The organism is Paenibacillus sp. J22TS3, from assembly GCF_018403205.1.
Classification (GTDB): Bacteria; Bacillota; Bacilli; order Paenibacillales; family Paenibacillaceae; genus Fontibacillus; species Fontibacillus tuaregi.
In genome coordinates, this window is sequence record NZ_BOSF01000001.1 from 1041857 (window position 1) to 1057276 (window position 15420).

Here is a 15420-nt window from a genome sequence, read left to right on the forward strand (position 1 = left end):
CTCCTGCCAGAAAAACTACAGCGATACAAACCTCCGCAAACTAACGAAATACAATCCAGCTTCATTCACCCGATAACCGAACGTCTCCGACCAAGCCTTAGCATAAGCCTGCACCTGTGGCGAATAGAACCGGACAAACTGCTTTAATTTACTCGCATCCAATTGATCGGTTTTGAAGTCGACGATCACCCAGCCATCATCCTCTTCGAAAGCGAAATCTATTACACCCTTCACCAAGAGATTGCCGCCGTTATTGGATTGATGCGTCAATGCCACGGCAGCTGTTTCCGACATCGTTTGCTCGGTTGCGGGATAAGACATTGTCTCCCCATTGCTTTGAACCATCATAATCGGGATTTCAAACAATCGCTGCTTCGCTCTCAGACTACGCTGCCAGAGTTCACTGTCTAGAACTTCATGAATAATAGGCAGGGCATCAGTCGCGTCCTTCTCTGATACTCCTTCGGTCTGGCAGAGGTATTGAACGTATACAGGCAATTCGCTCATCGGAAGACCTTTTCCAACTGCTTCAAGCCCCTTATGGATCACGCTGCCGAAAGATTGGCCCCTCCCAGTGGCTGACCATTCCGGCGTGTCGGCCAAGTTCTTCGTCAGCCCGGTAACGGTTGCTTCCGCGTAAGTAGGCTGGCTCAGCTGATGGAACACCTGCTCCCTCTGAGCCAAGTAAGCCCCCAAATCGATTGATGCGATATCTCGCTCCATTTCCTCATCACTTTCTTCAGTCCCTACATCCGCTTCCGGAACATCTATCTCCCGGATATGATCCATCCCCCCCACTAGCGAGCTCCACGGGCATTTCGCCGGCTGCTCAGGGTAGAGGCTGACAACCAACATTTGTTTTGCTCGTGTCGCCGCGACATAGAGAAGACGATCCCGCTCCGCATGCATGAAGGCTCGTTCCCGCACGCTCATCGATTCCCAACCTACCGGCTGGGCAATCGTTTCTTTCTGAAATCCTTTCGATTGTTGGATCAGAAAATAGCCCGCTGCCTCTGTCTCCGAACGATCAACAAACTGGTCAGCGTCATGATCCTTGTCCCCGCAAGGACAAGCGAGAAACACGACAGGCGCTTCCAGGCCTTTTGCCTTATGCACATTCATGATCCGTACCGCTTGACCTTTGCCCGTATAGAGACTGGCAGTTTCCATCCCTTTGCTCTCCCGAATGGCCGATATCGCCTGCGCCAGTTCATGCCAATCCGATGCAAGCAAGGCGCCACGCTGCAAGAGCTCCAGCATCTTGAGAAGAGTTCCAGAACGATTGGCACCAGCTTCTTGTATACTAGAATAAGGTAAAAGACCGGTGTCCTCTATAATGCGGTGTAGTGCTGCCCATGCAGGCATTTCCTTGACCCAGCCGGCATATTGCCGCAATTTCCATAATGCAGCGGTAACTGGATTGCCCCGTTCTTCTGTTTCCTCCGGCAGCCGATAAATTGACCATGCATTTCCTTGAGCACGATACGCTATCAGTTCCTTGTCGCTAATACCGAATAAAGGCCCGCGCAAGACGCTCAGCATCGCCACTTGGTCAGACGGATCGGCCAGATAGAGAGCTAATTGTCCAAGTGTATGAAGCTCGGGATATAAGGCGGAGCTTCCGACCGTTTCCGCGGCTACGCCCCACTTCTCCAACTCCTCCGCGTATAGGTGCAAATAATGCCTTGTTCTTGTCAAAATCAGAAAATCACTGGGCCGCGCCTCTCTATACACCCAAGCTTCGCCATCCCGCTCCTGAATGTGCATATTCCCATCTCGACAAGCCCACGCAATAGTTGTGGCTATACGCTCTGCGTCAACCGCCGCTACTGCATCCTTGCCTCCCGGAATTTTCGGATACGTAAGCGCATAGATCCCATGGTTCGCTTTCTTGCTTACTTTGGGATTGGGTATATTCGTTTTCATCCGGACATACGCCGCTTGAACCTCGCTTTCCCGAACGGGAAGCTTGCCGACAAATTGCCCATTCACAAAATCGCCGATCGCATCGACGGATCGGAAATTGCTGGTCAAGTGAAGAACATCTCCACATGCGTGAATCCTCGATTTCACCTCGTTATAAATGGAAATATCCGCGCGGCGGAAACGATAGATGGACTGTTTCGGGTCTCCTACGAGGAACAAGGAACCCGGCTTTGGAGTAAGCTTCCGCCAATTCCGTTCATTCGGATCATCCCAGGCCCCCGTTAAGAGAAACATCATTTCCGCTTGGACCGGGTCGGTGTCCTGAAATTCGTCGACCATTACCCGTTGGTAGCGCCTGGCGAAAAACGCTCGAACCTCCGGGTAATCACGCAGCAGACGGCATGCATTCATCAGAAGATCCTGAAAATTCAGCTTCCCTTCCTGCAATCGCCGTTCTCTGCAATACTCCAATGCAGGCAAGACAAATTGAATGACCTTCGGATACAGATATTCCCGCCACGATTGAAGAAAGGGGAACAGGACCGTGATCTGCCAATCATGAAATCGTTCGGAGATGGCTTTGGCTTGCTTCTTATCCGTCCATTTGTATTGCTTCACATCCAGTTTGAAGTCAAACATCTTCGCAAGTGTTAGCATCAGCATATCGTCCTGCTCATCCGACAACCGCAGCATACGATTAGCAGCACGCAGTTTGGCCTGAAGATTATCCCAGCCCTTCTCCGGTTCAACTGTCGGCATAAATCGGCTTGCTTCTTCCATCATGGGAAGCAGCGAGAGACGGATCAGGTTGAATTCAGGACGCTGGACCGGGTCGCAAGGGATTTGGAGGTCCGTAAAAAAGGATACCCGATCATAGACATTCTTAAGAATGCTTACATCAATGTCCACCTCGCCAAAGGATGCCAGGGCTTCAGGATCTCCCTCCTGCAGCCGAATCAAATATTCGTCCCAGCATTGATCGTGGAACGCACGATTCGTTTCATCATCCATTTCTTCGAAAGAAGGGTCCAATCCGGCCTCAATCGGACGCTCCCGAAGCATGGAGGAACAGAACGCATGGATCGTTCCGATGAAGATTTGGTCCAAATTCGCCAAAGCTTCTTCCAATCGTCCTCTAGTTTCGCCTTCAGCATCAGCCGATTTCCGCTCCAAAGCCATGCGGAAACGCTCCTTCATCTCATCCGCCGCTTTATTCGTAAAGGTGATCGCCGCAATCTGCTCGATCTTAGCCGTTCCGGTCTCGATGAGCGCCAGCAATCGGCCGACCAAGCTGGTTGTCTTGCCTGATCCTGCACCGGCTTCAACCAGAAAGGTCGTGCTCAGTTCCTCTAATATCTTCTTTCTAGCTTGTTGATCGGATGCTTCATTCAATGTTCCCCACCTCCAGTAGCGTGTGCAGCAGCTCCGAGTTCACTTCGTCCTTACGCTTATCGGCCATCAGTTCTGCGTGCTCTCCGCATACAGCCGCGTAGTCGCAATACCGGCAGATCGCGGGATTTGAAGCTGGAATAAACAGACCCTGTTCCATCGACGAGAGGATTCCTCGGATCACCTCGGTAACTCGATGACGTTCGGTTTGCGAGCGCGCAATCACTTGCCCGTGCCCCCGTTCGCTTGGAAAGACGTAAGACGCTTCAAGCACTTTTGCATCATAATCCACACCCGTTTGCCGCAACCAAAGCTCCGTCCCCATTGCGTAAAGCGCGTGTTGCAGCTGCGTGCCGCCTGCGAACATGCCATTTTCCTTGTAAGGCCGAGGACTGCCGGTCTTATAGTCAATAATTCGATATTGATGCGGCGCAACTTGATCGATCCGGTCGACGATTCCGCGCAGCGTAATCGCCATGTCCTCGCCAAGCTCAAGATGCAACGGCTGGCCGTCTACGATGAGCTCTTGTTCGAAAAACCGGGGGGCCGTATTAGCCTGCAATTCCATGCGATAGAATACTTCAATATCCCGGAGCATCGCTTGCCGCTCCCTCTTAAACACATGAGGGCTCGGTGCCGGAATCCGCTCGGCATATAAGAGAATCGTCTCCTCCGCAATACGAAGCAAACGGGCATGATCGTGTGTAATAGGCATGATTTTATTTGCGCTGACTTCCGTCATATAACGACGATAAACCTCGTGCAGCAGCGAGCCTCTTTCATTCGGCTTCAACCAGGAGGTACGATCAAAAGTCACCTGATCTTTCACGCGAATCCTGAGCACATATTGGAAAAAGTAGCGCATCGGACATTCCGCGTACTTCTCCAATTGACTTGCGCTAAGCGTCCGTTCGTCTCGGCCTTTCCAATAATCAGCCCATTCATCCCCCGCTATATATCCGTCATGCTCCGTCACTTGCGAGCTGCCACGCGCTTCGAGTACAAGTCTGCCTTGACGAAGCGAAGGATAGACCGATTCGATGAAGGATTGCCGGTCCTTCATAAGGTTTACATTCGTACGGATTTGTCGGAAGACGTAATGAGAGCCGTCTAAGGGTAATCCATTTTGCTCAGTAGAGGATGGCTGTTCTACATCCAAATACCCGACAGGTTCGCCTAAGCTCCGGTGCAGCATCTCATAGTCCGCATTCGGTTCTCCGGATACTTTCCGGAAGACCTGTAGAAGTTGAAAAGCCGGGCTTGCTGTCGCTCCTTCTGCCAAGTCATACGACGAGAAGCTGCATGTGATGTTGCCGCTAATCATCCCAAGCCGACCATCACGAAGGCGTTGCCGATCTCTTTGTCTCTGCACGGCTGTTTGAAGCCCGGCACCGATCCGTCTGCACTCTTCATCGAGAAGCATGGGATTTTGCCTGATATTCCCGGACCACGAATGTTCATCCATCCCGAGAAGAAACGTCTGTTTCCTCCCGCTGATCCCCCCGTTCGGCAAACTCGATATGTACAGGGATCCGGGCTTGGGTAACCGCTGCACCCCGACTCGAAGTTCCTGCAGCATGTCTCGGGCATACAAGAGCATTTGCTGAAATGGCATCAAGTCCGGAACAGGACATTCCTGCAGTTCATTAGCGATACCTCTCATTTCTTGCAGGACGATCGCATCTTCTTCCGTTCCAGAGACACCAACTCGATCCAAGACGTTCACGAGCCATCCCCAGATTCCCTTAGGAGAGGAGAGCGCCTCTTCGTCTGGAAACAATTCTCCAAGGAGGTTTGTCAAATGCTTCTTGATCTCGTCATCCCGACGTTGTTCCTTTCGTTCCCGTTCTTCGGGTCTTTCATCTGAATCCCCTTGGAGCCGGACATCCCCTGACCCCAGCAACTTGAGATACCGTTCTTTCCCCCAGCCGATTCCGCTTTTCTCCAGAGCTCGAATACAATCCGCATTCGTTATTCCTTGCTCACGTTCGGAGAACGTAATCAATTGCTGCTGCAGCATCGATACGAGCGGCCGCACCTGATAACCGGACTCCAGCCAGTTCAGCAGGAAATGGGCGGCTCTTCCCATTCCGGATGTAATCGCAGGCAGCCCGTCTGCGAAGGAACAAGAAAGACCCAGAGAAGCACACATGGTCGAAATGGCCAGCGTATATTCTTCATCCGGGACGATCATCTCCACTTCATCCAATGGCATCCGGCCCTGAATAATTCGTCTCAATGCTTCGCGAACCTCCGCCATCCTTCCGGTCGCATGATAGAACTGAACCTCTCCGAACGGCAATGTGGATTGGACGTCAGTGAAGGAAGAATCCGCTACAATCCTTGTCATCCGTCCGTTTGACAACCGCTCCATCATCCAGGCGAAAACCGGTGGAAGCGGCATAGGGTCTGGCAGAAAAAGCTCCACGTTTTCCGGCAATTGGGTTGATATATACGGCAAAAGGCCGGGGAAATCGGTCCAGCGCCGCTGATTCAGAAAGCGCTCATACGCTGACAGCACCTTTTTGACATAGATGCCTTTCTGCTGGCTCAAAAGTTGATCCCTACGCAGTTCTTCTGCTTTTACCCCGGCACGGCGTAAATCCATAATGGCTTGGTGAACATGCATCACAATACCAGGCTTTACTTGATCCATGGAGATGTAAGTATCCACATCGGAAGCAATTTGTTCCATAATATGATGTACAATCCAAAAGGACCGCTGATCCCCGATTAAGGTCACCCCTTGTTTATACAGGGAGAACTCAACCTCGCTTCTAACAAAGGATTGAACCGTATGGATCTCCGTGTTCATTACCGGTCCTAATTCCCGACATATTCGCATCAACCAAGACTGTCCTTCCATGTAGGAAGGAGCGATCACAATCTTGCGGCGAAAAGGCTCTTTACGGATTGCATCATATAAACGTTCTAGAAATGTGCCTTCTACTTTCACAAGGGACACCTTCCTTTCGGTTAAACGCACATTTGCACTTACTGCCCATACAACTGTCCCCAACGCTGCAGCTGTTCCTTAAACTTTTCCCGCACAGATGCAGGTTCTAGGATCTCCGCCGAAGGTCCGTACTGAACCACCCAGTTCATAAATTCGCGCTCGTGGTTGACGGTTACTTCAAATAATAAGCTGCCGTCTGGCAGATCGGTCATCTTCGGTCTCACGAACAATTCTTCTTCCTTTACATAGCGGGCGACATCGGGATGGAATTTAATCTTGAAGGTGATTAAGGAATCCCCGCGTTCTATGGACCAAGTGTGCTTCATGTACTGCGTGATGCTGAAATCGCCCTTGTCAAAATGATTTCCTGTCAGCTCTACATGCCGGAAACGGCTGATTCGAAATGTGCGAATCTCCCGCTTGGCACGACAATAACCGATCAAATAAAACCGCTGATCCCTTGGAACCAGGTAGTACGGATCAATTTCGCGCTCCGTCAATTCATTCCGGCTCTGGGTATGATAAACAGCCCTGATCGTCTTGCAGGCGATAATCGCTTCCATGATGGGCAGCAAAAAGTTGGCATTGTTCTCCCGATAAGCCGGGGTGCCCATTTGGATCATGTCCGCGACATTTTCCAATGTATCGTACCGCTTCCGGGTTTCTTTCACATGCGTAGCCATCACCTTGTCGTAGGCGGATTCAAAGCCTGGAGGCAGTTTGCTGGTGTCCAACACGGAAGGCAGGACAGAAAATACCAACGCTTCCTGTTCCGTGAAATTCAGCGGATACATGGCGAAATTACCGACAAAACGGTACCCTTTCCCATACCCCTCGTTCGTGATCGGTGCGATTAAATCCAATATCCTCAAGTCTCTGTAAATCGTTCGATCCGTTGTCTCACATTTATCTGCCAGCTCTTTGGCTGAAATCCCCGGATTGGCTTGAATGGCAAGTAGCATTTTAAAGAGTCGTATTACTTTATCCGTCATGCGATATCTCCTATCTTGGCGTATGTAATGTAAATCCTTATCATAATTGGAATTCTACTTTTTACCTAGTTCTTCCTGCCTACAAGGAGAAAACGCAACGTTCTCTGTCGTTTTAATGATGTACACTTCCTCTAGGCTCAGCGTAAGTTCAACAATTGCCGTATCCTTAACGACAAATCGCACCATGCCGCAAACATGATGCTCAAACCTATCATAAATACGGCCGCACTGCGGCATCCTTTCGGTACTGTATGTGGGCTGTTGGCGACATAGCCGATTTTGCCTAATGGGAGCATATCCACTTTAATTGCTTCATGATCATGGGGATTATCCGGGTCTTTGATTAAGTGAACGATTTGACCCGGCTTTAGAAATGCTGCTCCGTAGTAATGCTGCGTACCTGTGATGGCGATATAGATCGGTTGTTCCACTGTAATCACTCCCGTATGTCTTTCCTCCATTATGACGAATCAAAGAGACAAGAGATTGTCAGCGAATGTACGTTCTATTTTTTTTAACGTGGGGGCATTGACAACAAGTCCTACTATCTTTTATAGTATGAAACATAGGCAGAGTCATAGGCAGAATTTTCCCCTGTTATACAGGTATCGCGGAGAATTCCTCTGCTGAATTCTTAATAGTTCAACTGTTAATGAATATAAGTCTCTGGCATACGCGAAAGGGATCCAATGTTTCCACAGGTAACTGTGGTATTTTGGGTCCCTTTTTTGTTTTTCTATGCCTTTTTGAAAGAGGTAATGTTTATGGGGCTTGTTTCACCTAAGGTAATCAAGTGTTTTAAAGGCAATCATTTTCAACATAATGTTCAATCTGCAATTCGGGCTCTTGCTGCAAGTAAAGAATCAAAAACAAGTGGAATGAATACTTCAAAAGCTAATCATGTTTCAAAACGTTAATAGCATTGTTGTTACCCATTTTCGAATCGGTAATCTCGACAGTAGCTTTCGACTTCAAGATTTCGATTGCTGACAAGAGTGACTGTTTATGATTATCCCCATAAATGACTCTAATTTTGGTTGGTACTACCTTTGCCACTTTCTCACCTCAGTCTTATTAGCTTTTTGAAATCAAATTAAGGAGGTCTCGACATGGATAAAGATTCCAAAAACGCAATTAATGAATTAATTAGCAACCAGAAGCCACAAAACGAACTGTGGAAAGGAACAGAATTATTTCTGTGGAATGCTTCTTCCACAGAAGAATTTATAAATGGAATAAAAAATCCTCACGATGTGCATCTTACAACTGACGTCATTTGGGACGTTAGTAAGAGCAAAGTGAGGAATCTTATGGATACACTATTTGATTATGGGTACAACGAATTAACTGCTGCCCCCCACCCTAAAAAAAGCATTTCAGAGTGGTTGTGGGAACAAAAAGTTCAGCCTAACATCAAATTGGATAAAGTGAAATTAATTTTGAAACGGATCCAGACACAAAAGACACCGATCGAACTTTATAATTTCTACGAAGAAGCAATGGAATTCCAACAGAATATCTCAACCTACATTAAAAAGCCAATTTGGCAGCTTGATGACTTTGATATTACAGAAATTAACTTTCAGCTTTGTCTGAGTAACGTCAATTCAGACATAAAGAAATCTTTTCTCATCCGAATCGCTAAATTGTACTTCCCAGGAAGAAGATTCAATATAGTCAAGCAAAACAAAAGGATCCTCTCTAAACTAGCCGATCATGAACTGCATCCATATTTGAAAAACTTCAATGACCAAATTCAATCAGAAGGTCGTTCCGGAGGATATATAAAGGATATTAACCGCGACGTAATGTTGTTTTTAAACTGGCTTGTTAACAATTACGCTAGTTTCAATGATTTCTCACCGAATGCAATACCTGTTTGGTTAATCGAAAGAGACCATATTTTAGAGTTTGAAAATTACCTTAAACGTTGCCATTCAAAAGGCCTTTACAGCGAAATAACGGTTAGCAATAAATTCTACTGTGTGATTTCGTTCTTTAAGTATCTGTATGACAACAGAATTATCCCAAAGAATATCGGTTCAATAAGAGGAATATCAGCACAGAGGTATCTTCATCGTGATATCCCCAATAAAGATCAATTATCAGATTTCTTCAATACTATAGCTAGATACTCGGATGATCCTGAGTATGATACAGCTTTTTTTGGATCCTTACTGCATCTCGGACTACGATTCTGTGAAGCCGAGCGTCTAAATTGGGAAGATATTAATTTTCAAGCAAGGATAATCAAAATCCGGGGTAAGGGCAAAGCTGGGAAACCTGTACCCTTACACTTGCCGAAAAAGCTTCATCAATATTTAGAATCCCTATATAAAGTTCGTACAGACGAGAAATCTGTCTTTAAGGGAAGACAATCTAAAAAAGTTTTATACGGAAAAATGTTAGATAAATACAAGTTATATTCTTTGATATCCGGTTGGACATTCCCCGGAGGTCTTCATTTGTTCAGGCACACATTTATCACTAAACTGAGTCTTAGAAAAAACGTACATCCGCAAATCATCAAACGTCTAGCTCGACATACCAGACTTGACACGACCTCAAAATATTTACATAGGCAAAATCAAGAACTTAATGATGCAATGCAAAAAATCGATTCTATATGGAGATGATTTCATGTTCAAGGTAGAAGGTAACTCACCTGTCGCTAATCTGATGGTCCACTTGCAAAAACTTGCTGCGACCAACAGTCATGATCATATGAGACAAGCTTTAGAAAGAAGCAATCTTATTTTCGTTGAAGAACCAAAGGAACGGAAAGATGTAACGTTTGAGGAAGCCGTAAATTGGTACTTACAAAGCTCTGAATTCGGACGAAAGAGTGAAGCTACTCAAAAGACATATCGTTCTGAATTGAACCAGTTTGTTTCATTTGTCGATTCGCTGCCGGAAACTCCATCTTTGCTTTCATTTGAGAAGAATCCCAAAGTACTACTTGATTACCTTAAGCCAGTTAAAACCCAAAATACGCGATCAAAAAAAGCTTCATTTTTAAGGGACTTTTTCACTGTTACCTTCACACGATTCTTTGAAATAGATATTAAAAAGATCAAGGAAACCTTGATAGTTGACGTTGAGTTTGATGAAGATCTTCCAAAGGCTTTTACGAAAGAACAAGTAGAGGAAATTATAAACTTATCGCGGCTGACCAACGATGGTTTTAGAAACTTTGTCATCTTATGGACTTTTCTTGGCAGCGGTATTCGCCTTAACGAGTTGACCCAACTTCAAATCGGGGATATTTGCTATAATTCACAGAATATAAAAGTTCGTGTTAAGGGGAAAAAGCTTCAAAAACTTCCTCGGCGGATTACAGCTACATCATTAGAACTTCTTAGAAAATATGTAAGTTTTAAATACGGGTCACTTAAGAGTCAGCCTAATTATACTGATTTGTATGTTTTTTCAACGGATAAGGGAGTTACCCCTATCAGTGATAGTACAGTCCAAAAGATGTTAGATGGGTTAATTTCTGAGGCACAGACCATTTCTCCAGAAGAGAAAGAGCGATTATCTGTCCATTCTTTACGTCATTCTTTCGCATTGTTCGCTTTAGAAGAGGGCGTGGATCTTGTCAGTATTTCGAAACTCCTTGGCCATAAATCATTAAAAACAACAACCATTTATTTGCAACTTTTTAACAGCATGCTTCTACAGGCAATCGAAAAACATCCTTTCGCTCGCTCGTTAGCGGCAAATTTATTTGATTGAGGTGGAGACGGAATGACGCCCTCTGGAATTGTATTCGACTCAATTTATTTTAAAACTTGGAGTGAACACTCTGGCTTAAAGAAACCAGCATGCTCAGCAACCAAAAAGGTTCTCGCCACACTTCAGGAATTTCTTTTGGAGAACGGTTTCGAAGGCAATCTAGATTTTGACCGATTCACATATTATGTTGAATCAAATGATTTTGAACCGATTAACAAATCGTTCATTGATCAATTTATTCAGTATCTTATATCATCCAATCCAGGGCTTTCAAACAAAACCATTTACAATAAAATTAGTTCATTAAAGAGCTTTTTCAACTTTCTTGATCGAGTAAATATGATAAGCCACAACCCCATGGCCCATTATACAAACAAATATTATGAACGAAATATAAATATTAATTTCTTGACTGAGATTGAGTGTAAAGACCTCCTGAAAGCAGCCCTTCTAGAGGAGCCATTCTCCAAATATTACTATCTGTTGATTTGGACAGCCATTACAACCGGACTTAGAAACAATGAAATATGTTGCCTTTCATTTGAGCAGATCAACTTTCAAAATAATATGGTGATCGTAAACAAAGGTCAAAAAACAAATGCTAAGGGGATCGCCATTCCTGGGTTCCTAGCAAACGAACTGAAACACTTCAAACAATATAAGGAGACCATTGAAGAAGATTTTAGTCCATATGTATTCTCAAGAAAAAAACGTAAACTCTATAATAATCAATTGGTATCTATAGTCAGATCTATATCAGAAAAAGCCGGGATTAATAGAAGGGTCATTCCCCATGATCTCAGAAGAACTACCGGATTTCTGATGCTTAAAAGTGGTGCAAACTTGAGAGCAATTCAACAACAATTAAGGCATGAGTTGTTAGGTACCACTTTGGAGTACCTCTCTATTTCGGATAGTTTGATATTGGACGAGGATTAAAAAAATGCCCTTCCAATGCAAAATTGGACAGGGCATTCATATCGTTTGTAGGATTAATCTATGGCAGTTAAATGTCTCCAAGCCATCTCGATATGTGTATCTTTAAAGACATTCTTCTTCCTTTCATTCCAGGCTTTAAAATGATCAATCGCAATCTTCACATTATCTCTGGAATCAGGAAAATGCTTAATAATCCAATCGGTCGTAGCTAGCAATTCAAGTCCGTATGGGGTTTCGTAACCTTCAATTATTTGTTTGGTATGCTGAAGCCTTTTTTCCGTGCTCCCATCATTTAATTGACTCAGAAAGCCTTCAGCTTCCCTTGTTACTTCAGATAAAAGATAAATCTCCGCATCCCGATTTCGATCTCCATATCCCCGTATATAATGCCCTTCAAGTCTTTGAAGAACATGATTTAAATTGTCAGCATACGGTCCAAACTGAGCTTTAACAAATCTTAGCTTTAAATCCTCTCCACTCTCTTGCAAAAAGTAAGCAAGTTTCTGTATTTCCAACATTGACAGTTTGTAGCCCGGTGCAGCATAGAGATTCATTAGCATTATAAGCAAGGCTCTAGCACGAGTTAACTTCGGCTTTTCGGTTCCAACACGCATTTTATCAGGCTCTGGACTTCCAATAGGTGGATACACCATAAATAAAACCTCAGGGACCTTCAATGCCGCTTCCTCAATTAGTGGCCGTACGTCTCCCCAATCCAAACCGCCATTACCACAGCCTAAAGGAGGGATTGCGACTGATCTGATTCCATACTCTCGAATTTTCTCAACAAAATCGATTAATCCAGACTGTATGTCTTCAATTTTTGACTTCCCTTTCCAATGACGCTTTGTTGGAAAGTTAATGATGTAACGAGGATTAAATATAGACCCGGTATCAACAATAAACATTTTACCTGGCATTACCAAATTGTTTTTGCACGCTTTTTCGTACTCTTTAAAATTACCAGGATAGGCCTGTTTAAATTGAAGTGCTATCCCCTTCCCCATTACTCCTACACAATTCACTGTGTTTACTAAAGCCTCGGCCCCGGATTCCAACAAGTTACCTTTTTTATATTCAATCACAATCTCACCACCTTAGTAATACCATTCTCTACGTACCTTCACGGGTATATTAATTGTGTTACTTTGTAAGATCTTATGTGCCTGGTCCTGCAAGGTGTCATTAATTACACCAATTTCAAGCACTGAGTCAATCGGAAAAAACTTAAAAGCCAGGAATTCCGCTTGACGTTTCCGTTTCCTGTCAGGATATTCTGTAGTATCATTCCAATAGCGGGAATTCATTATTCCCCAATCAATTTGTTTCAAATCGGCTGGATCATTATAAAATTCGGAATAGTTAATGATCGCATGCCCATCTGTAAATACAAACGGGATTTTCTCAGATAGCACTTGTTGTATGGTTGATACAAGATATATAATTTGTTTTTGCCCACCTTGATACTGCGGCACATTCCCTTGATTAATTGTATACAGCATAGGTGATCGCGGCGCAAAGTAAAAAGGAACATAATCGTGTAAATTACCGAACGGAGGCAAAGGAACCTGTTTTTCCGAGCGTCTAGATTGAATTTGCTCATAAGCGATATTTACGAAAGAGCTTCCCTCGTTATGTAATTGATTAATGCAAACGAGACCATTATTGCTAAGAATCGAATGTAGATTCTCAATACTCGTTATATGGTAAATAAATGTTGGATTCGGTACCATTTCGCTACACTCCAAGTCTAATCACGTTAGAGTGTTATTTCGACAAAAGATATAAATTTCCTCCCATGCAACAACAGAATGTACGTTCGTATTAATTATATCCATATGATTTAAGCAAGTCAAAAATCTACAGAGCATGATGTTATTCGAAGAATTTAGCTCAGACTTACTCCATGTCATCAGAAATATGTAGTTCACGTTGACACACATCACATTTAATAATCAGATATGTGCCCAAGCCCGAGGGGATAAAAGTAAATGCGAACTTTGCCCCACTTACGTCAACTGCTTTACATTGGTCCCATTGATTAATTCTTTTCATGATTTCTTTACTTATTGTAAATGTTAAAGAATTCTTTAAATCATTGCGAAATTCCTCACTCTTCAACTACGTTCACCTCACACATCCCTAAATTTACTTTGATGTGAATTTATTATACTCATTACTCAAAAGCCACGCTTATAAATTTCATTTGAATCAAGATCCTTGATCCTTTTCAGTACATGTAAAAAGCCACATGCTCTGATGTGGCTTAATAAATGAGGGCTGAAACATAATGCTCACTTATGACATTAGAATCTCATTTTCTATACAACGAGCCGCGAACGTGGCCAGCTTGGTTCCTTTACCGAGCCGGAAGCTCTCAATGGCTTTGATCAGGCCGATTGTACCAATGGAGATCAGATCCTCCAGATCTTCACCGGTATTATCGAATTTTTTGAGGTTGTGGACAAGAAACGATGTAAAAAAATAAACCAAATCCGATCGCTCCCGATCCGAAATGGTTTATTTTTTCGTTTCCCCCCTGCTCTGTAGTTGTTGATCAATAATTTGTACCCATTCTGGCAATTCAACTGAGTAATATTTCACTCCACTGTTATTAGCTTCAAGAATGATTTCACCATCAGTGTTACTATTATCTATAACGATCAATTGATCTATTTGGTCCAAGTGAGTCAGTAAATTATTCATACTCGTTACATGGCGTCTAATAATATCCTCGCTTTCAATATGATGTCCCCCGTTTCTCACACGTGTAGCAACACGCTCAATATTAAGCCTGACATCTCCTAACCCAACATAAAACATAATAATTTCGAAACCTTGTTCCTTTGCGTCTTGCATCTGCCTGATGACATTTCCACCTGCCAGGGTCGTCTCCACAGTGAAGTCCCATCTATTCCGGATACATTCTCTGGCTATTCTTATGGCTGCTTTTCCAGCAGATATTTTATTCTTTTCAGGAAGTTGACCATTCATTTTGCGAGCTAATGCATCTGGATCAATATTTACGCTAACCCCAAGCCTGTCAACAATCAAGTTGCGAATCGTACTCTTACCACTTCCGTTATTACCTGCAAATACAAACATGGTTGCAACTGGCTCATTCATGACTTAATTCCTGTTCCTTTATCTCCTCAATTTGACCCGTACTATATTCTTTAACAATCTGCCCTTTGGCTGTTTTGTATACGATATATGTCCCATTTGCTTTAGCATCCAATTTCGCACGATCACCCGTTAAACGAATTAATTTAGCAAGGTCCTGCGTAAGATTCTTCATTTATACAATCACCTCATTTTTATATATTTAGTTCGAGTATACCATAGTACAACACTTTAATTTTGCTTAAGTCTGTTTGCATCATACAACTAATTAGCCTGTACGATGATTACTAGTGTTTGTTCCACAAAAAAAATCCCCTGCGGGATTGAGACATTGATCTCTCACTCCTGCAGGGGATTTAT

The 15420-nt window shown here is 44.0% G+C and carries 12 protein-coding genes and 1 pseudogene; 4 read left to right on the forward strand and 9 right to left on the reverse strand.

Annotated features, from left to right (window positions below; translation table 11 throughout):
• Positions 1 to 15 precede the first annotated feature (15 nt).
• The 4 genes from KJS63_RS04725 to KJS63_RS04740 all read right to left on the reverse strand — a co-directional run bounded on the left by KJS63_RS04725 (position 16) and on the right by KJS63_RS04740 (position 7694).
• Complete coding sequence (locus tag KJS63_RS04725; RefSeq protein WP_213618126.1) at positions 16 to 3318, reverse strand: UvrD-helicase domain-containing protein; 3303 nt, start codon at positions 3316 to 3318, stop codon at positions 16 to 18.
• Positions 3311 to 6271, reverse strand: a complete 2961-nt coding sequence (locus KJS63_RS04730; RefSeq protein WP_213618127.1) for a PD-(D/E)XK nuclease family protein — start codon at positions 6269 to 6271, stop codon at positions 3311 to 3313. Before KJS63_RS04730 ends, KJS63_RS04725 begins: the two co-directional genes overlap by 8 nt.
• A 38-nt stretch (positions 6272 to 6309) precedes the next feature.
• Complete coding sequence (locus KJS63_RS04735; RefSeq protein ID WP_213618128.1) at positions 6310 to 7263, reverse strand: helix-turn-helix transcriptional regulator; 954 nt, start codon at positions 7261 to 7263, stop codon at positions 6310 to 6312.
• A gap of 137 nt (positions 7264 to 7400) precedes the next feature.
• Positions 7401 to 7694 (reverse strand): HIRAN domain-containing protein, encoded by a 294-nt coding sequence (locus KJS63_RS04740; RefSeq protein WP_213618129.1) that lies wholly within the window; start codon positions 7692 to 7694, stop codon positions 7401 to 7403.
• A gap of 333 nt (positions 7695 to 8027) precedes the next feature.
• Here KJS63_RS04740 and KJS63_RS04745 point away from each other — a divergent pair, with 333 nt between their 5' ends.
• From KJS63_RS04745 to KJS63_RS04760, 4 genes are all read left to right on the forward strand, one after another.
• The gene (locus KJS63_RS04745; RefSeq protein ID WP_213618130.1) at positions 8028 to 8180 is read left to right on the forward strand and encodes a hypothetical protein; all 153 of its coding nucleotides are present in this window, start codon (positions 8028 to 8030) and stop codon (positions 8178 to 8180) included.
• A 192-nt stretch (positions 8181 to 8372) separates the two neighbouring features.
• Positions 8373 to 9899 (forward strand): tyrosine-type recombinase/integrase, encoded by a 1527-nt coding sequence (locus KJS63_RS04750; protein ID WP_213618131.1) that lies wholly within the window; start codon positions 8373 to 8375, stop codon positions 9897 to 9899.
• Between the two features lie 4 nt (positions 9900 to 9903).
• Positions 9904 to 10998, forward strand: coding sequence for a tyrosine-type recombinase/integrase (locus tag KJS63_RS04755; RefSeq protein ID WP_213618132.1), 1095 nt, complete (start codon positions 9904 to 9906; stop codon positions 10996 to 10998).
• 12 nt (positions 10999 to 11010) lie between these two features.
• Positions 11011 to 11937 (forward strand): tyrosine-type recombinase/integrase, encoded by a 927-nt coding sequence (locus KJS63_RS04760; RefSeq protein ID WP_213618133.1) that lies wholly within the window; start codon positions 11011 to 11013, stop codon positions 11935 to 11937.
• 53 nt (positions 11938 to 11990) lie between these two features.
• Here the strand turns inward: KJS63_RS04760 and darG are convergent, their stop codons facing one another.
• From darG to KJS63_RS04785, 5 genes and pseudogenes are all read right to left on the reverse strand, one after another.
• Complete coding sequence (gene darG, locus KJS63_RS04765; RefSeq protein WP_213618134.1) at positions 11991 to 13022, reverse strand: type II toxin-antitoxin system antitoxin DNA ADP-ribosyl glycohydrolase DarG; 1032 nt, start codon at positions 13020 to 13022, stop codon at positions 11991 to 11993.
• A gap of 12 nt (positions 13023 to 13034) precedes the next feature.
• Positions 13035 to 13670, reverse strand: coding sequence for a type II toxin-antitoxin system toxin DNA ADP-ribosyl transferase DarT (darT, locus tag KJS63_RS04770; RefSeq protein ID WP_213618135.1), 636 nt, complete (start codon positions 13668 to 13670; stop codon positions 13035 to 13037).
• A gap of 571 nt (positions 13671 to 14241) precedes the next feature.
• A pseudogene (locus KJS63_RS04775) lies at positions 14242 to 14454 on the reverse strand (sigma factor); the annotation flags it as partial.
• A gap of 3 nt (positions 14455 to 14457) precedes the next feature.
• Positions 14458 to 15063 carry an ATPase gene (locus KJS63_RS04780; protein ID WP_213618136.1) on the reverse strand — a complete coding sequence of 202 codons (606 nt, stop codon included), beginning with the start codon at positions 15061 to 15063 and terminating at the stop codon, positions 14458 to 14460.
• On the reverse strand, positions 15056 to 15235 hold the full coding sequence (locus KJS63_RS04785) for a hypothetical protein (protein ID WP_213618137.1): 180 nt from the start codon (positions 15233 to 15235) through the stop codon (positions 15056 to 15058). Before KJS63_RS04785 ends, KJS63_RS04780 begins: the two co-directional genes overlap by 8 nt.
• Positions 15236 to 15420 lie beyond the last annotated feature (185 nt).